Origin of the sequence: Pseudomonas viridiflava, from assembly GCF_003702045.1 — a bacterium.
GTDB lineage: Bacteria > Pseudomonadota > Gammaproteobacteria > Pseudomonadales > Pseudomonadaceae > Aquipseudomonas > Aquipseudomonas viridiflava_C.
Genome location: NZ_RBTP01000015.1, coordinates 41,134 through 67,562 on the forward strand (window position 1 = coordinate 41,134; position 26,429 = coordinate 67,562).

Here is a 26,429-nt window from a genome sequence, read left to right on the forward strand (position 1 = left end):
TCAATGTTGATGCTCATCCAGGTAGTGGATTATTTTGGCGACAGCCGCTTCTATTGATTCGTTATTGGTATCTATACGAATCTCTGGGTTTACAGGGGGCTCGTAGTCAGAGCCGATACCTGTGAAGTTTTTGATCAGTCCCTGGCGTGCCTTGCTATAAAGCCCTTTGGGGTCACGTCTTTCGCATTCTTCAAGCGTCGCGTTTACGAAAACTTCAATGAATCTGTCGCTTCCCACGACAGCCCGTGCCAGTGCCCGATCCTTGGTAAACGGGGAAATAAATGCGGTTATCACGATCAATCCAGCATCGACAAACAGATTGGCGACCTCGGAAATTCTGCGAATATTCTCCACTCGGTCGTTGTCACTGAACCCCAAATCCTTGCACAAACCCAGACGGACGTTATCGCCGTCTAGTAAATACGTGTGCTTTCCTTGGGCTACAAGAGCCCGCTCGATGCCATTGGCAATCGTTGATTTACCGGCTGCGCTCAGGCCGGTCAACCAGATCACTACAGGTCGTTGATTTTTGATCGCACTTCTTTCACTTGCGGTGACGGATGACTGGTGAAGAGTGAGATTATTAAACATGACCATACCTGAACGTAATCCTGCTTCGCGTAGATGACAGGGATCCTAGCACTACAAGCATGGGTTGACGACATTTCTTGGCTGTTTGAAGTTGCTTGTGACGGAGGGGATGGCGGCTTCGGATTTTGCCAGCATATAGCTATTACGGTTTTTGCACTGACGCTCAGCGCGCTCAGGCGTCAGCAACCGCCGACCTCGCCTGTGCAGAAAAACTGATCGCTGCTCAGCTTTTACTCGATACGTGTCGCCGTCCGGAATATTAAAGGTACCGAGCGTCGATTAACGTTCATTCATACTGTTTAAAAAGGCAGGCCCCGGGTGAGTTTTTGATGCTCAACAGTGTGTAATGGGGCCTTGCTTCTGAACGAATGGCTACATCTGAAACTATGAACTCGCTCGCCCGTAGATATCTTCCAGCCGTACGATGTCGTCTTCCCCTACATAGTCTCCGCTCTGTACCTCTATAAGCACCAAATCGATGACACCGGGGTTGCTTAAGCGATGTTTATGGCCCGCACGAATGAACGTGGACTCGTTCGTATTGAGCATAAGCTCCTGCTCATCGTTCACCACCACAGCCATACCGCTTACGACGATCCAGTGTTCACTGCGATGATGGTGCAATTGCAGTGACAACGATGCTTTGGGTTTTACAACGATACGTTTGATCTTGAAGCGCTCACCGCTTTCAAGCGTCGTGTAGGTTCCCCAAGGGCGGTGTACTGTCCGATGGAGTTGGTGAAGGGTATGACCGGAGTCTTTAAGTTTCGCAACGATGTGCTTAACGTCTTGTGCGTGGTTTTTATCGACGATCATGAGCGCGTCAGGGGTGTCAATCACGATCAGGTTTTCAACGCCTACAAGTGCTGTCAGCCGGTCCTCGCTTTTCACATAGTTATTACGAGAGCTATGAGCAAGTACCTCACCTTCAAACCGGTTGCCGTCTTCGTCTGGAGGCGTCAGTTCGCTTACCGCGTTCCAGGAGCCGATATCGCTCCACCCTATATCGCACGGCACCGTAGCGACCTTGTCGGAGCGCTCCATGAGTGCATAGTCGATCGAAATCCCAGGAACGTCTGAAAAAGTCTCCGGGTCTATGGCAAGGCAATAGTAGTCATTACTTTGGCTGAGTCGTGACTGCTCGAGGACGCGAGCCACAGCCACCAGTACGTCAGGCGCATGTTTTTCGAATTCGGCCAGTACCATTCCGACTTGAAAGCAAAACATCCCCGAGTTCCAGAGATAATTATCAGCCGCGACATAAGACTCTGCTGATTTCAAATCAGGTTTTTCAACGAAGCGTAAAACTTTCACCCCCACTTCAAGGTCGAGGGAAGTATCCGTTTCAATATAACCAAAACCTGTTTCAGGATAATGAGGCTTTATGCCAAAGGTGACGAGCCATCCCTGCTCAGAAAGTATGAGCGCATTATCAACCGCCTCAGCAAACGCTTGCTCATTCTGAATCAGGTGATCGGCAGCCAGCACGAGCATGTGCGCGTCCGGTCCTTTAAGTTCTTTGATTTGTAGTGCGGCCATAGCTACTGCCGCCGCAGTGTTTCGGCCAAAAGGCTCTAGGATGAAACCTTGGGCGATCCCGGTTTTGTTGATGCTGCGATATTCATCTTCTGTTTTGAACAGCAGCTCACGATTGGTGACGGTGAGGATTTGTGAAACCCCTTGCAGCCGTGAAGCGCGCAGAAAGGTTTTTTGAATCAGGTTCTGACCGTCCGGCAGCGTCATGAACGGTTTCGGGTGTGTCTCGCGAGACACGGGCCAGAGTCGGCTACCGACGCCGCCGGACAAAATTACGGGTATCAAATCCATCAACTATTCACATCCTCTTGCGTATCTGGAAGGCAACCAATGACGGAGCTCAGCCGGCCCACGTTGTCTGCCAGAGCGCGGTACTCGGTGTTTCGAAGCGTCGTGTTCAGCCACTGTCAAAGGCTAGAATATCAGAGAAATTGTACGAAGGACGGCTGTTTTCTTGCTCGCAAGGCGCTGACATCCGTACCTGGTTTTCACTGCAATTGCCTCCATGTAATTGACACTATTTATCGTACAACTGAGCTTAAGCAAAATGATCGCGAGTGGGTTAACTATTAATTCATCTATGCTAACGGAAGTGGGTTGTGACGCGGGCTCGAGATCGTCATGGGGCGGCGACGGGTGCTGATTAATTTCGCGAGTATGGCGCACCCATGCGCATGATCATGCACAAAGTGTGCTGGGCAGCGTTAATACAGCAATTCAACGTATCCGACGGATGTCTCGCAGGGCAAAAAGTCTCAGGCGACTTTAGGTGACGCGGGCCTTAATAGCAGACGTAACACTGCTACCAGACAGGCAACTACGAACAGAAACTTATCACGTCGCCGCCTGCGGCATTGTCCGGATTTAAAGATCAGCTTGAAAAAAAACAGGCGTTTGGAGTGCGCTGCAGTAACGGGTAACCGAGAATAATTGCCGGTCAGTTGGGCGATCAGCAAGACCTGCTCAGGCCACCAGCCACTGCTAATCGTCTTCAGTCTTGCGATGAAGGCGGCAATTCCTATATTGGCTCCAACCTGGTTGTTGGCGTGTTGTCGATAATCCACGCCAGGCGCTGGATCAATGAACCATTGAAAACCATGACTACGAGCGTACGCGTAGCAGTACCAGTCGTGAAGGCTGACGCTTTGAGCTGATCCCCACAGCTCTATAAGAGACGCTTTAAATGCGTCCGCGAGGCGACGATTCAATACATACGTGCAGCCTGGGCCTGCGGCCTCAAAGCAATGATCCCAGCGAACCTGAGGCTGTGCTTTGTCGAGCAACAGGCGATGCCCACAAGGCCAGAAGGCCGTAACGTTGCTTGAGTATGCGTCGGAATTTTCCGACCGTAACCGCTGTGTAGCTCGCTCAAGCTTGTCCACATGCCAGATGTCATCCTGGTCAGAGAACGCGACGAAATCGAATGCCGAAAAATCGACATCCCTGATTAGCCGGAAGAAATTACGCGAAGCTCCGCCAAATCGCCCTGCTGATGAAAGCAAGGTCACGTTTGTGTGCGCTTGTGCATAGGACGCGCACCATGTCTCAGTGTCGTCCGTAGATGGGTCGACACTGATGAACACACTGACGCGTACATTCGCTTGCTTCAAAATGGAATCAAGCTGTTCTTCAAGCCATGACATGCCGTTATAGGCTGCCAGAAGTACCGCTATTCTTGGTGATTTAGCGCACATACGTTTTACAGCTTTGCGATAGTGACCACACTGGCCTAGAAAGAACCTAGATCCAGCAATTTTTGCAGGTACTGACCGTAACCGGTTTTCTTGAGCTTCTGAGCTTGTGCGCCCAATTGCTCTGAAGTGATCCAGCCATTGGTGTAGGCGATCTCTTCCAGGCAGGCGACTTTCCAGCCCTGGCGTTGCTCGATAGTGTGGACGAAGTGACTGGCTTCCAGCAGCGATTCGTGGGTGCCAGTGTCCAGCCAGGCAAAGCCGCGACCCAGGATTTCCACGGTCAGGCTCTTCTGTTCAAGGTAAGCACGGTTCACGTCAGTGATTTCCAGCTCGCCGCGCTCGGAAGGCTTGATGTTCTTGGCAATCTCGACAACCTGGTTGTCGTAGAAATACAGGCCGGTTACCGCGTAGCTCGACTTGGGGGCCGACGGCTTTTCTTCGATACTTAGGGCACGGCCGGTTTCGTCGAACTCGACGACACCAAAACGCTCCGGGTCGGAAACGTGGTAGCCGAAGACGGTCGCGCCGCTGGTCTGCTGGCTGGCCGAACGCAGGTTTTCCGAGAAGTGCTGGCCGTAGAAAATGTTGTCGCCCAGGATCAGGCAGCAAGGGTCTTCGCCGATAAACTGTTCACCGATGATGAAGGCTTGCGCCAGACCATCCGGAGTCGGTTGTTCAGCATAGTTGAGCTGGATGCCGTACTGGCTACCGTCGCCCAGCAGCTTGCGGAAGGAGGGCAGGTCTTCCGGTGTCGAAATGATCAGGATTTCGCGCATCCCGGCCAGCATCAGGACCGACAGCGGGTAGAAAATCATCGGCTTGTCGTAGATCGGCAACATTTGCTTGGACACGCCGAGTGTCAGGGGGTGTAGACGAGTCCCCGAGCCGCCGGCCAGGATGATGCCTTTACGATTAGTCGTGGTCATTTATTCAAAGATTCCATGAGCATGCGGGTTACGCCGCTTTGCCAGTCCGGCAAATGCAGAGAGAAGTTGTGACGCAACTTTTCTGTATTTAGGCGCGAATTCAGTGGGCGTTGCGCAGGTGTCGGATATTCGGTTGTGGCGATTGGATTGATCGTTTCCACAGCCAGCGGTTCCCCGTTCGCTCGAGCAAAGTCGATGACGAATTGGGCGTAGGCGTGCCAGGAAACTTCTCCAGCGGGCGCCAGGTGATAAATGCCGCAAAGTTCAGGGCGAACCAGCGCTTGCTGCAGTGCAGCGGTTGCGATGTCTGCCAGGAGTTCGGCGCCTGTTGGTGCGCCGATCTGGTCTGCGATCACGTTCAGGCTCGGACGATCCTTGGCGAGGCGCAACATCGTTTTCGCGAAGTTGTTGCCTCGTGCGGCATAGACCCAGCTGGTGCGGAAGATCAGGTGCTTGCAGCTCGAGGCGACAATCAGCTGTTCGCCTTCAAGCTTGGTCGCGCCGTAGTAATTGACCGGTGAAACGGTGTCAGTTTCTTTCCAGGCCTCGCTGCCTGAGCCGTTGAAGACGTAGTCGGTCGAGTAATGGACCAGCAGCGCACCCAGTTGAAGCGCTTCTTCTGCCAAGACCTGACTGGCAAGGGCATTGACCGTATGGGCAAGCTCACGCTCAGTCTCAGCTTTGTCCACCGCGGTATAGGCGGCGGCATTCACGATCACGTGAGGCTGAACGCGACGAATCGTTTCACGCAGCGCATTCAGGTTAGAGAGGTCGCCCGACACGTCGCCATAAGCGGTTAAAACCGTTTGGCGGTCGAGGGCGATGACTTCACCCAGTACGGCTAGTGAGCGTTGCAGCTCCCATCCCGCCTGACCGTTTTTACCCAGCAGAAGAATTTTCATTATTGATCGGCACGTGCGGTGTAGTTCTTGTCAATCCACTGCTGGTAGCTGCCGCTTTTCACGTGAGCAACCCACTCGGGATTGTTGAGGTACCACTCGACAGTCTTGCGGATGCCGGACTCGAAGCTTTCTTCGGGCACCCAGCCCAGCTCGCGCTGAATCTTGCTGGCGTCGATGGCGTAGCGCAGGTCGTGGCCAGGGCGGTCCTGAACATAAGTGATCAGGCTGGCGTGTGGCAGGTGAGCCGAATCCGGACGCAGTTGATCGAGGAGGGCGCACACGGTGTGAACGACTTCGATGTTCTGCTTTTCGTTATGGCCACCGATGTTGTAGGTCTCGCCGATCTCGCCCTCAGTCACGACTTTGTAAAGTGCGCGTGCGTGATCTTCGACATACAGCCAGTCACGAACCTGGTCGCCCTTGCCGTAGATAGGCAGAGGCTTGCCTTCCAGTGCATTGAGAATGATCAGCGGGATCAGTTTCTCAGGGAAATGGCATGGGCCGTAGTTGTTCGAGCAGTTTGTCACCAGCGTAGGCAGGCCATAGGTTCTGCTCCAGGCACGCACCAGGTGATCGGAACTGGCCTTGCTGGCCGAGTAGGGCGAGCTTGGCTGGTACGGCGTGGTTTCGGTGAACAGATCTTCCGGGCCTTCCAGGTCGCCATACACTTCGTCCGTCGAAATGTGATGGAAACGGAAGTTGCTCTTGCGCGCTTCGTCCAGTGAGTTCCAATAGGCACGTGCAGCTTCAAGCAGCGTGTAAGTGCCAATGATATTGGTCTGGATGAACTCGGACGGGCCGGTGATGGAGCGGTCTACGTGAGACTCGGCTGCCAGGTGCATGATTGCGTCGGGCTGGTGCTCTTGAAATACCTTGTCGATCGCTTCACGGTCGCAGATGTCCACATGCGCAAACGCATAGCGCTCGCTGTGTTCTACCGACTGAAGCGACTCGAGGTTGCCTGCGTAGGTCAGCTTATCGACGTTGATAACCGAATCATTTGTATTGGAAATGATATGGCGGATAACTGCCGAGCCAATGAAACCAGCGCCACCTGTTACTAAAATCTTCAAGAGAATATGCACCTTGGTTCAAGACAAGGCTTTGCCCGGTCCGTGGAGATTGATCTGGATTATGTCGCAATTATTGAGCATCTGCCTGAATGATCGTTCATGCTGGCGTATGTACGGCGACCATAAAGTGCGCATTTTACATAGAAAGATATGTCATCCCCATCAAATAATTCAGGGAGTTCAGAAATATGAAAGCCCCGGAGTCCGGGGCTTTTTGCTGGACACTCAAATGAATGTTCAGGACTTCGAATGGCTTTCTTTGCTTACACGTTGAAGCGGAAGTGCATCACGTCGCCGTCCTTGACGATGTATTCCTTGCCTTCCAGGCGCCATTTACCGGCTTCCTTGGCACCCGGTTCGCCCTTGTACTGGATGAAGTCGTCGTAGGCGATGACTTCGGCGCGGATGAAGCCTTTCTCGAAGTCGGTGTGGATCACGCCAGCCGCCTGGGGGGCGGTTGCGCCGACGCGTACGGTCCAGGCGCGGACTTCTTCGACGCCGGCGGTGAAGTAGGTCTGCAGGTGAAGCATTTCGTAGCCTGCGCGAATCACGCGGTTCAGGCCGGGTTCTTCGAGGCCCAGAGCTTCGAGGAACATGTCCTTTTCTTCGCCGTCGTCCAGTTCGGCAATTTCCGCTTCGATCTTGTTGCAGACCGGCACCAGCATTGCGCCTTCTTCTTCGGCGATGGCGCGAACCACGTCCAGCAACGGATTGTTCTCGAAACCGTCTTCAGCGACGTTGGCGATGTACATGACCGGCTTGGTGGTCAGCAGGTGGAAGCCGCGAATGACTGCTTTTTCGTCATTGCTCATGGACTTCATCAGGCTGCGGGCCGGCTTGCCTTCGGTGAAGTGGCTGATCAGCTGCTCCAGCAGGCCTTTTTGGACGACGGCGTCCTTGTCACCGCCCTTGGCGTTGCGGGCCACTTTCTGCAGCTGTTTTTCGCAGCTGTCGAGGTCGGCGAAGATCAGCTCAAGGTCAATGATTTCGATATCGCGTTTGGGGTCGACACTGTTGGAGACGTGAATCACGTTCTCGTCTTCGAAGCAGCGCACCACGTGAGCGATGGCGTCGGTTTCGCGAATGTTGGCCAGAAACTTGTTGCCCAGGCCTTCACCTTTCGAAGCACCGGCAACCAGGCCTGCGATGTCGACGAATTCCATCGTGGTCGGCAGGATGCGTTTCGGATTGACGATGGCAGCCAGGGCTGCAAGACGTGGATCCGGCATCGGCACGATGCCGCTGTTCGGCTCGATGGTGCAGAAGGGGAAGTTCTCGGCCGCGATACCGGATTTGGTCAGGGCGTTGAACAGGGTGGACTTGCCGACGTTAGGTAGGCCGACGATGCCGCAATTGAATCCCATGGTGTTTCCCCTCGAGTGATGTCAGGCCTTCTGGCTGTGCAGGTTTTTCATCGCCCGGTTCCATTCACCGGCGAAGATATCCGGCAGCACGCCGAGGGCAAAGTCGATACTGGCGTCCAGCTTTTCCTGTTCGGCGCGTGGCGCTCGACCCAGGACAAATCCGGATACCTTGCTGGCATCGCCTGGGTGGCCGATGCCAAGCCGCAAGCGATGAAAAGTGTTCTGGTTACCGAGCTGCGCGATGATGTCGCGCAGGCCGTTGTGACCGCCATGACCGCCGCCCACTTTGAGTTTGGCAACGCCCGGAGGCAGATCGAGTTCGTCGTGCGCCACCAGTATCGAGTCGACCGGGATGCGATAGAAGCCGGCGAGTGCCGCCACGGCCTGGCCGCTGCGGTTCATGTACGTGGTGGGAATGAGCAGACGAACATCCTGACCCTGATGCGAAAAGCGTCCGGTCAGGCCAAAAAATTTGCGCTCGGGAACGAGATTGACTCGTTGCGCCGCAGCAATGCGCTCAACGAAAAGAGCCCCTGCGTTATGCCGGGTCTGTTCGTATTCAGCGCCTGGATTTCCCAGGCCAACGATCAGTTGTATGGCGGTCACGACAGGGGCCCTTCCTTTGGAGTTGTGGTTCAAACCGCTTGCGACAGCGGCATTACGAACGAAATGTGCTCATTTACCATGATGTAAACTCCGCGATCTCGCCCGCTTTGCCTGCTATCGCTCGCGATGTTTCCTGAGCAACTCCGACTCTGCACAGTAATTGAATTACTCTGCAGCGCCTTCTTCTGCTTCTTTGTCGTCTTCTGCAACAACACGCGGCGCGTGGACGTTGGCGATTGCCAGGTCATTGCCGTGTGCCAGTGCAACGAACTCAACGCCTTTAGGGGCTTTCAGTTCGGACAGGTGAACGTTGTCACCGACTTCCAGCGCGCCCAGGTCAACTTCGATGAACTCAGGCAGGTCTTTTGGCAGGCAGGTCACTTCCAGCTCAGTGGTAGTGTGCGAGATCTCGCCGCCTTTCTTGACCGGAGCTTCTTCGTTGATGAAGTGGATCGGCACGATAGCGGTCAGTTTCTGGCCGGCGATTACGCGCACGAAGTCAGCGTGCATCACGTGGCCTTTGGCCGGGTGACGCTGCAGAGCCTTGATCAGAACGTTTTGCTTTTTACCAGCAACGTTCAGTTCGATAACGTGGCTGAAAGCAGCTTCGTTTTCGAGCAGTTTTGCAACTTCTTTGGCCAGCATGCTGATGGACTCAGGGGCTTTGTCGCCACCGTAGACAACAGCTGGAACCAGGCTAGCGAGACGACGCAGGCGGCGGCTCGCACCTTTCCCCAGGTCGGAACGCTGTTCAGCATTCAGAGTAAAATCGTTCATGTTGTTTCTCCAAAATAACCACATTCACAATGGCGTTTGCGACCAGCGCCAGAGCGATATGGGCAAAAAAGCCCCGCCCTGACCGGATGTCAGGGCGGGGCGCTTTTCGTCGACGAGATGCAGGCTTAGGGAAAACCCTTAGCGGAACATCGCGCTGATCGATTCTTCGTTGCTGATGCGGCGAACCGCTTCGGCGACTACCGGTGCGATATCCAGCTGTCGGATACGGCTACAGGCTTGTGCAGCAGCGGACAACGGAATGGTGTTAGTCACCACCAGTTCGTCCAGCACGGAATTTTCAATGTTTTCGATCGCCCGACCCGACAGCACAGGGTGTGTGCAGTAGGCAAAGACCTTGGCAGCGCCATGCTCTTTCAGGGCCTTGGCCGCGTGGCACAGTGTGCCGGCGGTATCGACCATGTCGTCGACCAGAATACAGGTACGCCCTTCGACATCACCGATGATGTGCATCACTTCAGAGTGATTGGCTTTCTCACGGCGTTTGTCGATGATACCGAGATCGACACCCAGGGACTTGGCAACCGCACGTGCACGCACGACGCCGCCGATGTCCGGGGAAACGATCATCAGGTTTTCAAAGCGTTGATCTTCGATGTCATCCACCAGAACGGGGGAGCCGTAGATGTTATCTACCGGAATGTCGAAGAAACCCTGGATTTGGTCAGCATGAAGATCAACCGTGAGGACACGGTCGATACCCACCACGGTCAGCATATCGGCAACGACTTTCGCGCTGATAGCAACACGTGCGGAACGCGGACGGCGGTCCTGACGGGCATAACCAAAGTAAGGAATCACAGCAGTGATTCGGGACGCTGAGGAGCGGCGGAAGGCATCAGCCATCACGACGAGTTCCATCAGGTTGTCATTTGTCGGAGCGCAGGTCGGCTGAATGATAAAGACGTCTTTACCGCGGACGTTTTCATTAATCTCAGTGCTGATTTCGCCGTCGGAGAACTTACCAACAGAAACATCACCCAGTGGGATATGCAGCTGACGTACTACACGCCGTGCGAGATCGGGGTTAGCATTCCCCGTAAAGACCATCATCTTGGACACGCGCAGTACCTAGAGGCTGAGGGTAACCTGGATGAGTATAGAAAATGGCAGGGGCGGCTGGATTCGAACCAACGCATGGCAGGATCAAAACCTGCTGCCTTACCGCTTGGCGACGCCCCTGTATTGAATCAATCGAGTGCCTGGCACTCAATTCCTGCTACAGATCTTGAAGCTTACGATGCAACATCGAGATGTTACTTCCTTTCGCTACAAACCCTGTAAGGGTCTCTGTAAGAAGGGCCGAGACTTTATCAGCTTCAGCTTTGTTTGGGAAGGCCCCAAACACACAACTTCCAGTTCCGGTTAATTTTGCTTCGGTAAAATTACCTAACAAATTCAAAGCGTTACGTACTTCTGGATAACGCCTCTCTACAACCGCTTTACAGTCATTTCGACTGTTTCCCTTGGGAACGGGGCGCACTTTAATGGGAGGAGAGTCGCGTGTCAACAACGGATCTGAAAAAATTTCTGCTGTACTTACAGCGACTTGCGGAACAAGCACCAAATACCAAGGTTCTTCCGGATTTACGGGGGTCAGAATTTCTCCGACGCCTTCTGCAAAAGCCGCGTGTCCACGGACGAAAACCGGAACGTCGGCACCCAGCGTCAGGCCGAGCGCTGCGAGTCGATCTTCATCCCAGCCAAGATTCCATAAGTGGTTCAGGCCCAAAAGCGTGGTCGCTGCATCCGAGCTTCCGCCGCCGATCCCGCCGCCCATAGGCAGACGTTTTTTCAGCCAGATATCCATCCCAAGCGTGCAACCTGATTGTTTTTGCAAAGCGCGGGCCGCCTTGACGATCAGGTTGCTGTCGTGAGGGACGCCGGCTACGTCGCTCTGCAAGCGGATTTCGCCGTCTTCGCGGATGGCAAAACCCAGCTCGTCACCGTAATCGAGAAACTGAAAGATCGTCTGGAGCTCGTGGTAGCCGTCGGGGCGACGCCCAAGAATGTGCAGCATCAGGTTGAGCTTTGCCGGTGCAGGCAGCAGGAGTTGGGGCGTATTCATCATCACTGCCCCAGTTTGCGAGGCTGCCAATCCTTGATGACCAGCGTGACGTCTAGGTCCTGACCGTGCAGTTTCACGCGTTCGGGGAGCCAGTAGCCGTTCTGCTCGACATAGCTCAGGTATTCAATCTGCCAGCCGTCCTGCACCAGGCTCGCCAACCGGCTGTCGCCATCCAGTGTGACCTGGCTCTTGCTGTCCGGGGCGGGAAGGCCGCGGACCCACCAGACGAGGTGCGAAACCGGCAACCGCCAGCCTAATTGATCCTGGAGCAGTTCTTCAGGTGTCTTGGCCTCGTAGCGGCCCTGGTTGGCCACTTCGAGGGCGACGGCGCCAGGACGGCCGGTCAGGCGTGCCGCGCCGCGCCCCAAGGGGCCGGAAAGACGGATGTCGTAATAGTCCTGGCGTTGCAGCCAATACAGTGTGCCGCTGCCTGAATCCTTAGGTGCGCGGATACCAACCTTGCCGTTGATCTGCCAGCCGTCGAGGCTGCTCAACTGCTGTTTGTGCTCGCGCCATTGCGCAGGGTCACCCTGGCCTTGAACCGCTTCGCGGGAAGTGAGGCCGGCGCAACCGGCGAGCAGGGCGATGAAGCTGAATACGATTACATGGCGCAAAAACATAACGTCAAAGGGTCTCTGATCCGGTCAAGCGCCGCAGAGTGCTGCGCAGAATAGGGCTGTCGGGTTGTTGTTCAAGGGCTTTGGCCCATACCTGTCGGGCTTCGCGCTGCTCACCCTTGGCCCAGAGTACTTCGCCCAGATGGGCTGCGACTTCGTGGTCGGGAAAGCGTTCGAGGGCCTTGCGCAGCAGGCGTTCGGCCTCGTCGAGATTACCCAGGCGGTAGTTGACCCAGCCCAGGCTGTCGAGTACCGCGGGATCGTCCGGGTTGATCTCGTGGGCTTTTTCGATCAGCGCCTTCGCTTCGGCATAGCGCGTGGTGCGGTCGGAGAGCGTGTAGCCCAGCGCATTCAAGGCCATTGCGTTCTCAGGCTCACGTTTGATGATCGCGCGCAGATCCTTTTCCATCTGCGCCAGGTCATTGCGTTTCTCGGCGAGCATGGCGCGCGTGTAAAGCAGGTTGATGTCGTCCGGGTACTGCTTGAGCGCCTGGCTTAGCACCTGCCAGCCACGGTCGGCGTGATCATTGCTGGTCAGCGTCTCGGCTTCGATCAGGTAAAGCTGGATGGCAAACTCGGGCTGAGCTTCCCGGGCTTCTGCCAGCCGCTTGGAGGCTTCTGCTGCGTTACCGTTGCCGATCAGGATGTCGCTCTGACGCAACTGCGCGGTCAGGAAATCGGTGCCGGGCCCGACCTGCGCGTATTCGTCCAGCGCACTTTGTGGGTCGTTACGTTCTTCGTGGATGCGGCCCAGGTTCAGGTGCGCCGAGTCGACGTGAGCGCCACGGGCGATCAATTCTTCAAGGTAGCCCGCCGCCTCATCCCAGGCCTTGGCTTCCAGGCAGACCAGCGCCAGTGAAAAGCGCAGGTCATCATCGTCGGGGTATTGCTGCAACAGGCTGGAGAACTGCACCTTTGCGTCGTTCATGCGGTTTTGTTCAACCAGCATGCGAGCGTAAGTGAGGCGCAGGCGCTTGTCGTCAGGGTATTTCTTGATGCTTTTTTCCAGAATGGGCAGCGCTTCCTTGCCGCGGCCCATGCTTTGCAGCAGTCGGGTGCGCAGCAGGATCGGCGCAACTTCGCCTTCTTTCGCAGGGTTGTCTTCAAGCAACTTGAGCGACTGTTCGGACTCGCCGTTCTGTTGCAGCAACAGTGCCTTGCCGAAGATCAGTTGACCATTGTTGGGGTATTTTCCCAGCAGCCGGTCAAAGCTCTTGAGCAAACCATTGCGTGTGTCGGAATCGGTTTCCGCCGCTGACAGGGCCAGAAAATCGAAATGCGTGTCGCCCTGTCCCTGCAAGACTTTTTCCATGTACCTCATGGAATCGTCATAGCGGCCGGAACGTGCCAGTTGAATCGCGGCGGCCCGTTGCGCTTCGAGATTCTTCGGATCGTTTTTTGCCCAAATCAGCGATGTCTCCAGCGCCGACTGATCGGCACCCATGTATTCGGCAATGCGATAGGCGCGTTCCGACACCCCAGGATCCTGAGTCTTGATCGCCTGGGTCACGTAGTTGTCCAGCGCAATGTCGAAACGGTTGCGTTGCCCGGCCAGCTCTGCGCTCAGCAGGCTGACGAAGGTCTCCTGAGTGAACGAACCGTAGACCTGCGGCTTGGGGGCGGGCGCGGGCGGGGTATCTTTCTGCGCAGTATCGGGCTGCGACGAAACGGGGGTCATTGACTGACAGCCGCCTAGAAAGGCAAGGGCAAGGAACAACGCGGAGAATCTATTCATATATAAGAAGGGCGGCTTACCTGCGGTTTGGGGCATCATGACACAAGGCTGTAGGCAAACCCACAGCCGTCGGAAAAACTACTGCAATGCTTGTTTTGACGGTGGCGCAGCCCTGCACAGACTGCCTGCGACGAGCGATTCTAGTGGGACAATAATATGCGGTGGTTGTTCTGAGCTTATTGAAGTAGGACAATTGCCGGCTTCACGTCACCACCAGCGACCCTGAATGGCCTTCCTTGCACTCGGTATCAACCATAAGACCGCCTCGGTAGACGTTCGCGAGCGCGTGGCTTTTACGCCCGAACAGTTGGTTGAGGCCCTTCAGCAGCTGTGCCGCCTCACGCACAGTCGTGAAGCGGCGATCCTGTCGACGTGCAACCGCAGCGAGTTGTACATCGAGCATGATCAGCTTGTGGCCGACCAGATTCTGGCCTGGCTTGCCGATTATCATCATCTGAGTCTGGATGAGCTGCGCGCAAGCGCCTATATCCATGAGGACGATGAGGCCGTGCGGCATATGATGCGCGTGGCGTCGGGTCTGGACTCTCTGGTATTGGGCGAGCCGCAGATTCTCGGCCAGATGAAATCGGCGTACGCTGTCGCCCGCGAAGCCGGTACGGTCGGTCCGCTGCTCGGGCGTCTGTTCCAGGCCACATTCAGCGCCGCCAAGCAGGTGCGTACCGATACGGCGATTGGTGAAAATCCGGTCTCGGTGGCGTTTGCCGCCGTCAGCCTGGCCAAACAGATTTTCAGCGATCTGCAGCGCAGCCAGGCGTTGCTGATTGGCGCGGGCGAAACCATCACACTGGTCGCCCGGCACCTGCACGATCTGGGCGTGAAACGTATCGTGGTCGCCAACCGTACACTGGAGCGCGCCAGCATTCTGGCCGCCGAGTTTGGTGCTCACGCGGTGCTGCTGTCGGATATTCCGGCCGAGCTGGTCAACAGCGACATTGTCATCAGTTCGACCGCCAGCCAGTTGCCGATTCTGGGCAAGGGTGCGGTCGAAAGTGCGCTCAAGCTGCGCAAGCACAAACCGATCTTCATGGTGGATATCGCCGTCCCTCGGGATATCGAGCCTGAAGTGGGCGAGCTGGATGACGTGTATCTGTACAGCGTCGACGACCTGCACGAAGTCGTCGCCGAGAATCTCAAGAGCCGTCAGGGCGCTGCGCTGGCGGCTGAGCAACTGGTCAGTACCGGGGCTGAGGAGTTCATGTCCCGCCTGCGCGAGCTGGCTGCGGTGGATGTATTGCGCGCCTATCGCCAGCAAAGTGAGCGGTTGCGCGACGAAGAACTGAGCAAGGCGCAACGGATGCTGGCCAACGGCAGCAATGCCGAAGATGTTCTGGTGCAACTGGCACGTGGCCTGACTAACAAATTGCTGCACGCTCCAAGCGTTCAGCTCAAGAAGCTGTCTGCCGAAGGCCGCGTGGATGCGCTGGCTATGGCCCAGGAACTTTTTGCCCTCGGTGAGGGCTCGACGGATAAAACCCCGCAATGAAAGCTTCACTGCTCAATAAGCTGGATGTGCTCAGCGACCGCTTCGAGGAACTGACGGCGCTGCTGGGCGACGCGGAAGTCATCAGCGATCAGACCAAATTTCGTGCCTATTCCCGCGAATACGCCGAAGTAGAGCCGGTTATCGCCCTCTATAACCAGCGCATCAAGCTGGTGGCCGACCTTGAAGGGGCGCAGGCACTGCTTAAGGACAGCGATCCTGACATGCGGGAGATGGCCGTCGAAGAGGTCCGTGAAACCAAGCTGCAACTGGTCGATCTGGAGGCCGAGCTGCAACGCATGCTGTTGCCCAGGGACCCGAACGACGGTCGCAACGTGTTTCTGGAAATCCGCGCGGGCACCGGCGGTGACGAGGCGGCGATTTTTTCCGGCGATCTGTTTCGCATGTATTCGCGCTATGCCGAGCGTCGCGGCTGGCGGGTGGAAGTGCTGTCCGAGAACGAAGGCGAGCATGGCGGTTACAAAGAGGTGATTGCCCGCGTCGAAGGCGAAAATGTCTACGGCAAGCTGAAATTCGAGTCCGGTGCCCACCGCGTCCAGCGTGTGCCTGAAACCGAATCCCAAGGCCGCATCCATACGTCGGCCTGCACGGTGGCCGTGCTGCCCGAGCCCGATGAGCAGCAGGCGATCGAGATCAATCCCGCAGACCTGCGTGTCGACACCTACCGTTCATCCGGTGCCGGAGGTCAGCACGTCAACAAGACCGACTCCGCCATCCGCATCACGCACTTGCCGTCCGGGATCGTCGTGGAATGCCAGGAAGAGCGTTCGCAGCACAAGAACAGGGCGCGCGCGATGTCCTGGTTATCTGCCAAACTCAATGACCAGCAGACCAGTGCCGCTGCCAATGCAATTGCCAGCGAGCGCAAATTGCTGGTGGGCTCTGGTGATCGTTCGGAGCGAATTCGTACCTACAATTTCCCTCAGGGGCGAGTGACGGATCACCGCGTCAACTTGACGCTGTATTCACTGGATGAAGTGATGGCCGGTGGCGTCGATGCAGTGATAGAGCCGCTGCTCGCTGAATATCAGGCTGATCAACTTGCGGCACTGGGTGATTAAATGACCATCATCGCCAGCCTGTTAAGAAGCGCTGAACTTCCCGATTCCCCGACTGCGCGCTTTGACGCCGAACTGCTGCTGGCCGCTGCCTTGGGCAAGCCCCGCAGCTTTCTGCACACCTGGCCCGAGCGTATCGTCAGCACCGAAGCGGCGTTGACGTTCTCGGGCTATCTGCAACGTCGCCGCGCAGGTGAGCCTGTTGCCTATATCCTGGGCCAGCAAGGGTTCTGGAAACTGGACCTTGAAGTCGCTTCGCATACGCTCATCCCGCGCCCTGAAACCGAAATGCTGGTCGAGGCCGCGCTGGAGTTGGTGCCGACGTTCGCGCCCGCCGAGGTGCTGGACCTCGGAACCGGCACCGGGGCGATCGGTCTGGCGCTGGCCAGTGACCGTCGACAGTGGAAAATCACCGCCGTGGATCGTGTGCTGGAGGCCGTGGCACTCGCCGAGCGCAATCGCAGCCGTCTGCAACTGGACAACGCCGCAGTCCTTGAAAGCCACTGGTTCAGCGCGCTGCAAGGTCGACAGTTCGACCTGGTCATCAGTAACCCGCCTTACATCGCTGAGTCAGACCCACACCTGGCTGCCGGGGACGTGCGCTTCGAGCCGAGCAGTGCGTTGACCGCAGGCCCTGACGGTCTGGACGATCTGCGCACGATCATCAGCGAGGCGCCTGCCCATTTGCGTCCGGGTGGCTGGCTGCTGCTGGAGCATGGTTACGATCAGGGGCCTGCTGTGCGGGAACTGCTGATTCGTCATGGTTTCGAGCGCATACAAACCCGACGTGATCTGGGTGAGCATGAGCGCATTACGTTCGGATGCCTGCCGTGCTGAGTGATCAGGAACTGCTGCGCTATAGCCGCCAGATTCTGCTGCAACATGTCGACATCGAAGGGCAATTGCGTCTGCGCCAGAGCCGCGCCCTGGTGGTCGGCCTCGGCGGGCTCGGATCGCCTGTGGCGCTGTATCTGGCGGCTGCCGGGGTTGGAGAGCTGCACCTGGCAGACTTCGACCGCGTCGATCTGACCAACCTGCAACGCCAGATCATTCATGACACCCAAAGCGTCGGTCTGACCAAAGTGGACTCGGCCATTGCCCGTCTGCGTGCAATCAACCCTGAAGTGAAGCTGGTCGCCCACCGTGAAGCGCTGGATGCCGACTCATTGAGCGCAGCGGTGCAGGCCGTCGATCTGGTGCTCGACTGTTCCGATAATTTCTCGACCCGTGAGGCCGTCAATGCTGCGTGCGTGGCGGCGGGCAAACCATTGGTCAGCGGCGCCGCCATCCGTCTGGAAGGCCAGCTGTCGGTGTTCGATCCGCGTCGCGTGGAGAGCCCGTGTTATCACTGCCTGTATGGTCACGGCAGCGAGGCTGAATTGACCTGCAGCGAAGCGGGTGTCATCGGGCCGCTGGTGGGCCTGGTCGGCAGTCTTCAGGCGCTCGAAGCCTTGAAACTGCTCGCAGGGTTTGGCGAACCGATGGTGGGGCGTCTTTTGTTGATCGATGCGTTGGGCACCCGCTTTCGTGAGCTGAAGGTCAAGCGAGATCCGGGTTGTAGCGTATGCGGACCGGGGAGCGGGCAGGGCGGGCATGTCTGATATTTTCATGAGCTATGGCGGCGACTCGCCGGTGGGCGTGTTCGATTCGGGTGTCGGCGGGCTGTCGGTACTGAGCGAAATCCGCCAGCTGCTCCCGAGTGAGTCGCTGATGTATCTGGCCGACTGCGGGCATATCCCGTATGGCGAGAAAAGTCCCGAGTACATCGTTGATCGCTGTCTGGTTATCGCAGATTTCTTTCGTGAGCAGGGGGTCAAGGCGTTGGTCGTCGCCTGCAACACGGCCACGGCTGCGGGCGTTGCGCATATCCGTCAGCGTTACCCGGACTGGCCGATTGTGGGGATGGAGCCTGCGGTCAAACCGGCGGCAGAGGCGACCCGCAGTGGCGTCGTTGGCGTGCTGGCAACCACCGGGACATTGCAGAGCGCTCGGTTCGCGGCCTTGCTTGATCGATTTGCAGGCGACGTACGGGTCGTCACCCAGCCTTGCCCAGGGCTGGTCGAACTGATCGAGAGTGGCGATCTGCACAGCCAGGAGATTCGCCAGCTACTCAGCAGCTATGTCGAACCCTTATTGGCGGAGCGTTGCGACACTATCATTCTGGGTTGCACCCACTATCCCTTCCTTAAGCCGCTGTTGCAGCAGATGCTTCCCGAATCGGTCGCCCTGATCGATACCGGCGCTGCAGTGGCGCGTCAATTACAGCGTCTGTTGTCATCGTGCGGGCTGCTGGCGAGTGGCCCTGCTCGTGAGACGTTGTACTGGTCCAGTGACGATCCTGACAAATTCAGAAAAGTCCTACGCGACTTGTGGAAAACCTCCAATAATGTGAGAAGCTTCCGTTTGTAAAAAAAACGTGAAAAAAAGCGTTATGGGCTGAACTATCGCTTCGTTTGCGATTTCTATAAGCGCAGCTGATCAATATCAATACGGGCAACACTTCATATAATTTAGGGCGTTTCTCATGAAGAGATTCTTTTGCATGGCTGTTCTTTCAGCCATCCTCGCGGGGCAAGTTTCAATGGCGCAGGCTGATGGCGTCGAGTTTTCGGTCGGGCAGACCGGGGAATCGACCATGACCTATCGTCTGGGCGTTCAATTCGATTGGGACAAGAGCTGGCTGCAAAGCGACATTGGTCGTCTGACCGGTTACTGGGATGGTGCCTACACCTACTGGGACGGCAAAGACTACAAAGACAACCACAGCCTGTCGTTCTCTCCGGTTCTGGTTTATGAGTTCGGCGCCGGTAGCGTGAAGCCTTACATCGAGGCAGGCATCGGGGTTTCGGTGTTCTCGAACACCCAGGTTGAAGACCGCAAATTCGGTTCGGCCTTCAACTTCGAAGACCGCGTCGGTTTCGGCTTGCGCTTCGCAGGTGGGCATGAAGTCGGTATCCGCGCCACTCATTACTCCAACGCCGGCATCAAACAGCCGAACGATGGTATCGAGAGCTACGCGCTGCACTACAAGATGCCGTTCTGATTTCAGGGCTGATCGTAATAAGGTAAACCTGTGGGAGGCGGCTTGACGCCGATGGCGTCAGTCCGCTCCCACAGAACGTTCTCAGTCTGACAGAGACACTCCGGTGCATCAGAGATAAGCCGTCGCAATCCCTTTGCGTTCGTTGAGACAATCCTCCGCTCCCGCCTCGAATTCCCGACAGATCAACGGTCGTTTCTCATAGATCGTACACATCATCGTGTTGCGATCCAGTGCTGCGCACCAGCCGTCGTCCAGCCGCAACATAACCTCGCCGCCCCACTCATCGATATCGATGTAGCGCTCAGGCACGCCCGTGTCGGTGATCAGCATCACTTCCAGCTGGCAGCAGCAGGCCGCGCAGGTGGAGCAGGTGACTTGCGTCTCGCCAGCGATGGCGACGACTGGAATGAGGGTGTTGTTCAGAGGGGGGCTCCCGTATGTCTGGCAGAAGGTGCGACGGTTCGCGCTGCCAGCCACTGAAGCAGGGGAAATACGACCGCCCAGATCAATCCAAGCACTGCCATGCTTGGCCAGAATCCGAGCGGCAGGTGGACCTGCGCCAGCTGCGAGCCGGCATAGTAAGACATCGGGCCGCCAATAGCGCCCAGAACCGCCGCTCGCCAGACAGGAACTGCCGTCCACGCCAAACAATGATTGAGCGTGGTGCCCAGAATCGCCCACAGCAGGATCAGCCACAGCGGAATCAGATAACCGCCGGTACCGAAATCGAACACGCCCAGGTTCATCAGCACACTATCCAGCACCGTGCCCGCCAGAGTGACCATCAGCACCAGTCGACCATCCGCTGCCCATGAGCTGACCCACAGAAAGTGAATGAGCAGTGCGCCGACGGCGATCAACAGCCAGTAACTGTCGCTGCCCAGCACACAGGCAAACCAACCGGCCTGGAACAACAGCGCATTGGCCAATAATTTAAGCATTGAAACGACCGAGCAACGGTTCACGCAGGGCTTCAGGCTTGGCCAGTAGCAATTGGGCCGTGCCGATGGTGCGTTCCAGAAAGCCCCCCTCGCAGTAACACAGGTAGAACTCCCAAAGCCGCAGGAAATACTCGTCGTAACCCAGTTCCCCCAGTGTGCCGTGCGCTTGCCTGAAATTGTCGTACCACATCCGCAGCGTACGGGCGTAATGCAGGCCGAAGTCTTCCATGTGCAGCAGGTTCATGTCGGTATCATTGCCAACGATGTCCAGCATTTTCGCCACCGACGGCAGGGCTCCGCCGGGGAAAATGTAGCGCTGGATAAAGTCCACGTTACGTTTTGCCTGGGCATAGCGCTGTTCGCGGATGGTGATGGCTTGCAGCAGCATCAGGCCGTCGCTTTTGAGCAGGTTGGCGCATTGCTTAAAGTACGTCGGCAGGAATCGATGGCCCACCGCTTCGATCATTTCAATGGACACCAGCTTGTCGTACTCGCCCTTCAGGTCTCGGTAATCGGTCAGCAAAAGCGTGACACGATCCTTGAGGCCCAGCTCATTCAAACGACGTTCGGTGTAGGCAAACTGCTCGGCGGACAGCGTGGTGGTGGTCACCCGGCAGCCGTAGTGCTGGGCCGCATAAATCGCCATGCTGCCCCAGCCGGTGCCGATTTCCAGCAAATGATCGGTCGGTTTGAGGGCGAGTTTCTGGCAGATACGCTCCAGCTTGTTCAACTGCGCCTGCTCCAGCGTGTCGTCTTCGCTCAGAAACTGCGCAGCGGAGTACATCATCGTGGGGTCGAGAAACTGTTCGAACAGCGTATTGCCCAGATCGTAATGGGCCGCAATATTTTTCTGCGAGCCTTTGCGCGTGTTGCGGTTCAGCCAGTGCAGGCCATGAATCAATGGACGCGTCAGGCGTGCAAAGCCACCTTCCATCGCGTCCAGCACCTCCAGATTGCTGACGAAGATCCTGACCACGGCCGTCAAGTCCGGCGTGGTCCAATAACCGTGAATGAAGGCTTCGGCGGCACCGATCGAGCCGGTGCTGGCGATCATGCCCCAGGCGGCCGAATCCAGAACATGCACTTCACCCTGGATCAACGCACCGGCTTTGCCGAAGATGTGGCGCTCGCCACGCTCGATGACGACCAGTTGCCCGTTGCGCAGGCCTGCCAGTTGTCGAAGTACACCTCGACGCAGGATGCTAGCGGTCAGGCTGTTGGTACCCAGATTGGCAGAAAAACTACTGCTACTGCTTTTCATGGCGTGAATCCTTGGGTTGCGCGGCGGCAGCACGGTACTCGCCGTCGGCAGCCTGATGGGAAAAGATCGGAATGCGTTTGACCAACAGGCGCATGGCCTGCCAATAAATGGCCAGACAGGTTTTTGCGGTCATCCAGGGAAACGTGATCAGGTAGCGGTGCAGCGTGTGGCGGTCAAGACTCTGGCGGGTGAGATTGAGCGTGGCATCGAACATCTTCAGTTCACCCTGCCAGTCTGCCATGTGTACGCCGATGCGTTCGGCAGGCTGGCTGAAGCTCATGCGGTATTCGAGATCGCGTGGCAGAAACGGCGACACATGAAACGCTTTAGCCACTGCAAAATGCTGATGGCCGTCACCGTTGGCGGGCAGCACATAGCTGTAGCGCTCGCCCCACGGGGTGTTGGTCACTTCACACAGAATCGCGGCCAACGTGCCGTCGCTCTCGTGGCAATAGAAAAAACTGACTGGGTTGAACGACAGGCCCCAGCTGCGTGCCTGGGTCAACAGGCAGACAGCGCCAGTCGGTGTGCGACCCAAGGCCGCGCTGACACGCTCACGGACCGCTTCGATCAACGACAGGCCACGACCCGTGAGTTCCGGCAGGTAATCGCGCTCTCGAAACGAAAACGGCGCAAACCGTTTGCGTCCTGCCAGGGGCGACAAGCCGAGCACGCTGGCCTGTTCGTCCAGGTCCAGGTACAGCAAGCCTATCCGGTAGGTGAACTCATGCGATCGGGGAGCAAACCGCCGATGTGAGATCCAGCCGCTGTAGAGCGCGCTGTTCACAGCGCTTCCCCAAAGGCCTGGGCCACACGCAACCCACTGACCACACCGTCTTCATGAAAGCCGTTGGCCCAGTACGCGCCGCAGTACCAGGTGTTGTCGACGCCATTGATCTCTTGCCAGCGCGCCTGTGCGGCAATGGCCTCAAGGCTGTATTGCGGGTGGGCGTAGCGATAGCGGCCAATGATCTTTTCAGGATCGATGGCGGCGGTCTGGTTCAGGCTGACGCAGAACGTGGTATCGCTTTCGATGCCTTGCAGAATGTTCATGTCGTAGGTGACGGCAGCCAACTGCTGCTCACCGCCGCCCAGCCGGTAGTTCCAGCTCGCCCAGGTCAGACGGCGGTCGGGCAGCAGGCGTGTATCGGTGTGCAGCACCACGTCGTTTTCGGCATAGCGCAGTGCCCCGAGTACCGACTGTTCAGCACTGGAGGGCTCGGCGAGCATTGCCAGCGCCTGATCGCTGTGACAGGCGAAGACCACCTTGTCGAAGCGCTCGGTGCCCATCGCGCTGTGCAGGGTCACGCCGTCGGCATCGCGTTCGACACGGCTGACAGGGCATGACAGGCGAATCTTTTCGCGGAACGAGGCCGTCAACGGCTCGATATAGCCTCTGGAGCCGCCTTCGATCACGCACCACTGCGGTCGGTTGGTCACCGACAGCAAGCCATGATTCTTGAAGAACCGCACGAAGAACTGCAGGGGAAAGGCCAGCATGTCGGCAAGTGACATCGACCAGATCGCAGCCCCCATCGGCACGATGTAATGGTCGATGAAGCGCTGTCCATAGCCCCCGTTTTTCAGGTAGTCGCCCAGCGTGGTGTCGGCCGCGATGCGCTGGTTCTCCAGATCGTCGATGGACTGACGATTGAAGCGCAAGATGTCACGCAGCATGCCCCAGAATGTCGGTGACAACAGATTGCTGCGTTGGGCGAACAGACTGTTGAGGTTGTTACCGTTGTATTCGACGCCGGTGCGCGGATCGTGCACCGAAAAGCTCATTTCGGTGGGCTTGAACGACACACCCAACTGGCCGAGCAGCTTGATGAAGTTCGGGTAAGTCCAGTCGTTGAACACAATGAAACCGGTGTCGATGGCGTGATGATGTCCATCGACCTGCACGTCCACCGTGTGCGTGTGTCCGCCGATCCAGTCGGACGACTCGAACACCGTCACATCGTGGGAGCGGTTGAGCAGGTAGGCACTGGTCAGCCCGGCAATACCGCTGCCGACAACGGCGATTTTCATTGAATGTCCTTGGTCGACGTCGCGCTCTGTGCCGAAGAACGGGCCATGCGCCTGCCAATGGCAAGTCTGGCGCGTACCGGGAGCATCGCCAGCAGGCGCATGCTGAGAATGAACACCGCAGGGAAGGCGATCTCAAGCGCACGCTTGTCGCGTGCCAGATTTTGCGCAATGTGCCTGGCCGCTTTGGCGACGGGCCAGCGCATGGGCATCGGGAAATCATTTTTCTCAGTCAGCGGGGTGTCGACGAAGCCGGGGCTGACGATGGTCACGTCGATGTTTTCGCTGGCCAGGTCCAGTCGCAGCGCTTCGAACAGATAGCGCAGCCCGGCTTTCGACGCGCCATAGGCTTCGGCGCGAGGCAGGGCCAGAAAGGTCACAGCGCTGGCAACGCCGACCAGATGCGGACGACGCCCCTTGCGCAGCAGCGGTAATGCTTCCTGGATGCAGAAGCTACTGGCCAGCAGATTGGTGCGGACCACGCGTTCAACCATTGCCGCTTCAAAGTGTTGCGTGTCGATGTATTCACAGGTGCCCGCATTGAGAATCGCGGTGTCCAGCGCACCCCATTCCTGGGCGATAAGGTCGGCAATGGCAGTGACTTGCACCCCGTCCGTAATATCCCCTGTCGCCAGCAGCACCTGGGTCGGGTACTGGTTCGCCAGGTTCTGCAGCGGTTCCAGCGTGCGGGCGGTCAACGCCACGCGATGGCCTGCCTTGAGCAGTTCGATGGCAAGCGCAAGACCGATGCCACTGCTTGCGCCGGTCAGCCAGATACGTCGTGCGACAGGAGTGTTCATGCCAACCTCTTCTTGAGCCAATTGATCACCCGACCCATGACGGGCAAGTGCTCGTAGAGCAATGCGCCAGCGTCGAAGTAGTCCCGGTGCCGATAAACCTTGTCATCGCGCCACTTCACGTGTGAGCAGCCTTCGACATGGATGGTGCGGCCATTGGCCAGACGCGGATGTGAGTAGTGCATGGTCCAGATCAGGTAGCCTTCACCGGCCCTGACTTCGTCGAACGCGTGGAAGTCGAAACGCAGGTCGCTGACGTTGGCATACAGTTGCTCGAAATAACGTCGCATGGCCGCGATGCCCTGAATGTCGTGCATCGGGTCGCTGAAGGACACGTCCTGGCTGTACAGCTCTCCAACGCTCTCAAGGTTGTCCTTATTCAGCGCTGCGAAGCCCTCGGCAAACCGAGGCAGGAAATCAGTCATCAGCGCTCTCCGTCGCAGACACACGGCCGGGCAGTGACTTGAAGGCGGCCAGTGCGCGTGCGCGGCTCTTGCCCAGGTCGACGATGGGCGCTGGATAGTCCGCAACGCCAAACAGGCCGCCCGCAGATGCCGGATTGTGGACCTGCTTTTTATTCAGGTCGGCCAGTTCGGGCAGCCAGCGTTTGATAAACACGCCTTCGGGGTCGAATCGCTCCGACTGTGACAGCGGGTTGAAAATGCGGAAGTAGGGCACCGAGTCGGTCCCGGTGGACGAACTCCATTGCCAGCCACCATTGTTGGCAGCCAGGTCGCCGTCAATCAGGTGGCGCATGAAAAAGCGCTCGCCTTCCCGCCAGTCGATCAGCAGATTCTTGGTGAGGAACATCGCAACGACCATCCTTAGTCGGTTATGCATCCAGCCGGTTTCCAGCAGTTGGCGCATGGCCGCATCAATGATGGGCAGGCCGGTGCGCGCCTCTTGCCAGGCCAGCAGTTCTTCAGGGGCGTCACGCCATTGCAAGGCTTCGGTTTCCGGGCGGAACGCACGGTGGCGTGACACCCGAGGATAGCCGACCAGCGTGTGCTTGTAGAACTCTCGCCACAGCAGCTCGTTGATCCAGGTCACGCTTCCTTCATTACCGGTTTCGAACTCGCCGTGATTGCTGCTCAGGGCCGCATGCAGGCATTGACGCGGCGAAACCACGCCAGCGGCGAGGTACGCCGAAATCTGGCTGGTGCCTGGCTTTGCAGGCAGGTCGCGTTCGCTCTTGTAGTAACTGATCTGCTCGTCGGCGAAGGCCGTCAGACGACGATGCGCCTCGTCCTCACCCGCAGGCCACAAATCGCGAAGGGCTTGGGACGGTGTGGCAAAGCCTTTAACGTTCTCCGGGATCGGGTCGCTCTTGATCGCCACCGTGTCCTGAGGCTTTGGCGTGCGAATGGTGTGGGGCATCGCTTCTTGCAGTCGCGAGTAGCAGACTTTTTTGAACTGGCTGTAGACCTGAAAGTAGTTGCCGGTCTTGGTCAGCACGCTGCCCGGTTTGAACAGCAACTGATCCAGATGACTGTGGAAATGAACGCCGGCGTCTTCCAGTGTCTTCTGCACGGCCTCATCACGACGGGTTTCGTTGATGCCGTATTCCTGATTGACATGGAGGGCTTCGATCCGGTGCTCCGCGCAGAGTTTTTCCAGAACGTGCGGTGCCTTTTCCCAGGTGTCTGCTTCGCCAATCAGCAGCGGCACGTTGAGCTTGCCCAGTGCCTTTTGCAGTTCCACCAGATTGCGCAGCCAGAAATCGACTTTGCAGTCTGCATCGTCATGGCTCTGCCATTGCGCCGGGCTGATCAGATAGACCGCCAGCGTCGGGCCCCGCTCCATAGCAGCGCTCAGGGCAGTATTGTCATGAACGCGCAGGTCGCTGCGCAGCCAAAGCAGTTGCATGTTAAG

The 26,429-nt window shown here is 57.3% G+C and carries 27 protein-coding genes and 1 tRNA gene; 6 read left to right on the forward strand and 22 right to left on the reverse strand.

What is annotated here, in order from left to right; genetic code table 11:
- The 14 genes from cysC to ALP40_RS06510 form a co-directional block, all read right to left on the reverse strand.
- Positions 1-591: an adenylyl-sulfate kinase gene (gene cysC, locus ALP40_RS06445; RefSeq protein WP_122207597.1), complete on the reverse strand. Its 591-nt coding sequence runs from the start codon at positions 589-591 to the stop codon at positions 1-3.
- A 384-nt stretch (positions 592-975) separates the two neighbouring features.
- The gene (locus tag ALP40_RS06450; RefSeq protein ID WP_122207479.1) at positions 976-2,418 is read right to left on the reverse strand and encodes a mannose-1-phosphate guanylyltransferase/mannose-6-phosphate isomerase; all 1,443 of its coding nucleotides are present in this window, start codon (positions 2,416-2,418) and stop codon (positions 976-978) included.
- Between the two features lie 464 nt (positions 2,419-2,882).
- Complete coding sequence (locus ALP40_RS06455; protein ID WP_122207480.1) at positions 2,883-3,821, reverse strand: glycosyltransferase; 939 nt, start codon at positions 3,819-3,821, stop codon at positions 2,883-2,885.
- Between the two features lie 35 nt (positions 3,822-3,856).
- Positions 3,857-4,747, reverse strand: a complete 891-nt coding sequence (gene rfbA / locus ALP40_RS06460; protein WP_122207481.1) for a glucose-1-phosphate thymidylyltransferase RfbA — start codon at positions 4,745-4,747, stop codon at positions 3,857-3,859.
- A complete protein-coding gene (gene rfbD, locus ALP40_RS06465; protein WP_122207482.1) occupies positions 4,744-5,649 on the reverse strand; it encodes a dTDP-4-dehydrorhamnose reductase in 906 nt (301 codons plus the stop codon). Before rfbD ends, rfbA begins: the two co-directional genes overlap by 4 nt.
- Complete coding sequence (rfbB, locus tag ALP40_RS06470; protein WP_122207483.1) at positions 5,649-6,722, reverse strand: dTDP-glucose 4,6-dehydratase; 1,074 nt, start codon at positions 6,720-6,722, stop codon at positions 5,649-5,651. The genes rfbD and rfbB overlap by 1 nt, the downstream gene beginning before the upstream one ends.
- A gap of 263 nt (positions 6,723-6,985) precedes the next feature.
- Positions 6,986-8,086: a redox-regulated ATPase YchF gene (ychF, locus tag ALP40_RS06475; RefSeq protein WP_122207484.1), complete on the reverse strand. Its 1,101-nt coding sequence runs from the start codon at positions 8,084-8,086 to the stop codon at positions 6,986-6,988.
- Positions 8,087-8,107: 21 nt separating this feature from the next.
- Positions 8,108-8,692 carry an aminoacyl-tRNA hydrolase gene (gene pth, locus ALP40_RS06480; protein WP_004879811.1) on the reverse strand — a complete coding sequence of 195 codons (585 nt, stop codon included), beginning with the start codon at positions 8,690-8,692 and terminating at the stop codon, positions 8,108-8,110.
- A 165-nt stretch (positions 8,693-8,857) separates the two neighbouring features.
- Positions 8,858-9,469 (reverse strand): 50S ribosomal protein L25/general stress protein Ctc, encoded by a 612-nt coding sequence (locus ALP40_RS06485; RefSeq protein WP_122207485.1) that lies wholly within the window; start codon positions 9,467-9,469, stop codon positions 8,858-8,860.
- Positions 9,470-9,607: 138 nt separating this feature from the next.
- Complete coding sequence (locus ALP40_RS06490) at positions 9,608-10,549, reverse strand: ribose-phosphate pyrophosphokinase (protein ID WP_002552145.1); 942 nt, start codon at positions 10,547-10,549, stop codon at positions 9,608-9,610.
- Between the two features lie 45 nt (positions 10,550-10,594).
- Positions 10,595-10,669: transfer RNA gene (locus ALP40_RS06495), tRNA-Gln, on the reverse strand.
- Between the two features lie 37 nt (positions 10,670-10,706).
- Entirely contained in the window at positions 10,707-11,555 is an 849-nt protein-coding gene (gene ispE / locus ALP40_RS06500; protein ID WP_122207598.1) for a 4-(cytidine 5'-diphospho)-2-C-methyl-D-erythritol kinase, read from the reverse strand.
- A 2-nt stretch (positions 11,556-11,557) separates the two neighbouring features.
- Complete coding sequence (lolB, locus tag ALP40_RS06505) at positions 11,558-12,175, reverse strand: lipoprotein insertase outer membrane protein LolB (protein WP_122207486.1); 618 nt, start codon at positions 12,173-12,175, stop codon at positions 11,558-11,560.
- A 4-nt stretch (positions 12,176-12,179) separates the two neighbouring features.
- The gene (locus tag ALP40_RS06510) at positions 12,180-13,907 is read right to left on the reverse strand and encodes a tetratricopeptide repeat protein (RefSeq protein ID WP_122207487.1); all 1,728 of its coding nucleotides are present in this window, start codon (positions 13,905-13,907) and stop codon (positions 12,180-12,182) included.
- 226 nt (positions 13,908-14,133) lie between these two features.
- On the opposite strand from ALP40_RS06510, the gene hemA reads away from it, so the two are divergent.
- The 6 genes from hemA to ALP40_RS06540 all read left to right on the forward strand — a co-directional run bounded on the left by hemA (position 14,134) and on the right by ALP40_RS06540 (position 19,530).
- Complete coding sequence (hemA, locus tag ALP40_RS06515) at positions 14,134-15,411, forward strand: glutamyl-tRNA reductase (RefSeq protein WP_122207488.1); 1,278 nt, start codon at positions 14,134-14,136, stop codon at positions 15,409-15,411.
- On the forward strand, positions 15,408-16,490 hold the full coding sequence (gene prfA, locus ALP40_RS06520) for a peptide chain release factor 1 (protein ID WP_122207489.1): 1,083 nt from the start codon (positions 15,408-15,410) through the stop codon (positions 16,488-16,490). Before hemA ends, prfA begins: the two co-directional genes overlap by 4 nt.
- Positions 16,491-17,324, forward strand: a complete 834-nt coding sequence (gene prmC, locus ALP40_RS06525) for a peptide chain release factor N(5)-glutamine methyltransferase (protein ID WP_122207490.1) — start codon at positions 16,491-16,493, stop codon at positions 17,322-17,324.
- A complete protein-coding gene (locus tag ALP40_RS06530) occupies positions 17,318-18,088 on the forward strand; it encodes a molybdopterin-synthase adenylyltransferase MoeB (RefSeq protein WP_183136006.1) in 771 nt (256 codons plus the stop codon). The genes prmC and ALP40_RS06530 overlap by 7 nt, the downstream gene beginning before the upstream one ends.
- Complete coding sequence (gene murI / locus ALP40_RS06535; RefSeq protein ID WP_122207492.1) at positions 18,081-18,896, forward strand: glutamate racemase; 816 nt, start codon at positions 18,081-18,083, stop codon at positions 18,894-18,896. Before ALP40_RS06530 ends, murI begins: the two co-directional genes overlap by 8 nt.
- Positions 18,897-19,011: 115 nt before the next feature.
- Positions 19,012-19,530, forward strand: coding sequence for an acyloxyacyl hydrolase (locus ALP40_RS06540; RefSeq protein ID WP_122207493.1), 519 nt, complete (start codon positions 19,012-19,014; stop codon positions 19,528-19,530).
- A gap of 108 nt (positions 19,531-19,638) precedes the next feature.
- Here ALP40_RS06540 and ALP40_RS06545 read toward each other — a convergent pair whose 3' ends face one another.
- From ALP40_RS06545 to phrB, 8 genes are read right to left on the reverse strand one after another with little or no spacing between them, the layout of a single operon-like run.
- Entirely contained in the window at positions 19,639-19,953 is a 315-nt protein-coding gene (locus ALP40_RS06545) for a YkgJ family cysteine cluster protein (RefSeq protein WP_219853726.1), read from the reverse strand.
- Complete coding sequence (locus ALP40_RS06550) at positions 19,950-20,471, reverse strand: DUF2878 domain-containing protein (RefSeq protein ID WP_122207494.1); 522 nt, start codon at positions 20,469-20,471, stop codon at positions 19,950-19,952. The genes ALP40_RS06545 and ALP40_RS06550 overlap by 4 nt, the downstream gene beginning before the upstream one ends.
- Entirely contained in the window at positions 20,464-21,732 is a 1,269-nt protein-coding gene (locus ALP40_RS06555) for a cyclopropane-fatty-acyl-phospholipid synthase family protein (protein WP_122207495.1), read from the reverse strand. The genes ALP40_RS06550 and ALP40_RS06555 overlap by 8 nt, the downstream gene beginning before the upstream one ends.
- Positions 21,719-22,519, reverse strand: coding sequence for a DUF1365 domain-containing protein (locus ALP40_RS06560; protein WP_122207496.1), 801 nt, complete (start codon positions 22,517-22,519; stop codon positions 21,719-21,721). The genes ALP40_RS06555 and ALP40_RS06560 overlap by 14 nt, the downstream gene beginning before the upstream one ends.
- On the reverse strand, positions 22,516-23,763 hold the full coding sequence (locus tag ALP40_RS06565) for an NAD(P)/FAD-dependent oxidoreductase (protein WP_122207497.1): 1,248 nt from the start codon (positions 23,761-23,763) through the stop codon (positions 22,516-22,518). The genes ALP40_RS06560 and ALP40_RS06565 overlap by 4 nt, the downstream gene beginning before the upstream one ends.
- The gene (locus ALP40_RS06570) at positions 23,760-24,560 is read right to left on the reverse strand and encodes an SDR family oxidoreductase (RefSeq protein ID WP_122207498.1); all 801 of its coding nucleotides are present in this window, start codon (positions 24,558-24,560) and stop codon (positions 23,760-23,762) included. Before ALP40_RS06570 ends, ALP40_RS06565 begins: the two co-directional genes overlap by 4 nt.
- On the reverse strand, positions 24,557-24,982 hold the full coding sequence (locus ALP40_RS06575; RefSeq protein ID WP_122207499.1) for a nuclear transport factor 2 family protein: 426 nt from the start codon (positions 24,980-24,982) through the stop codon (positions 24,557-24,559). The genes ALP40_RS06570 and ALP40_RS06575 overlap by 4 nt, the downstream gene beginning before the upstream one ends.
- The gene (gene phrB, locus ALP40_RS06580; RefSeq protein WP_122207500.1) at positions 24,975-26,423 is read right to left on the reverse strand and encodes a deoxyribodipyrimidine photo-lyase; all 1,449 of its coding nucleotides are present in this window, start codon (positions 26,421-26,423) and stop codon (positions 24,975-24,977) included. Before phrB ends, ALP40_RS06575 begins: the two co-directional genes overlap by 8 nt.
- Positions 26,424-26,429: the final 6 nt, after the last annotated feature.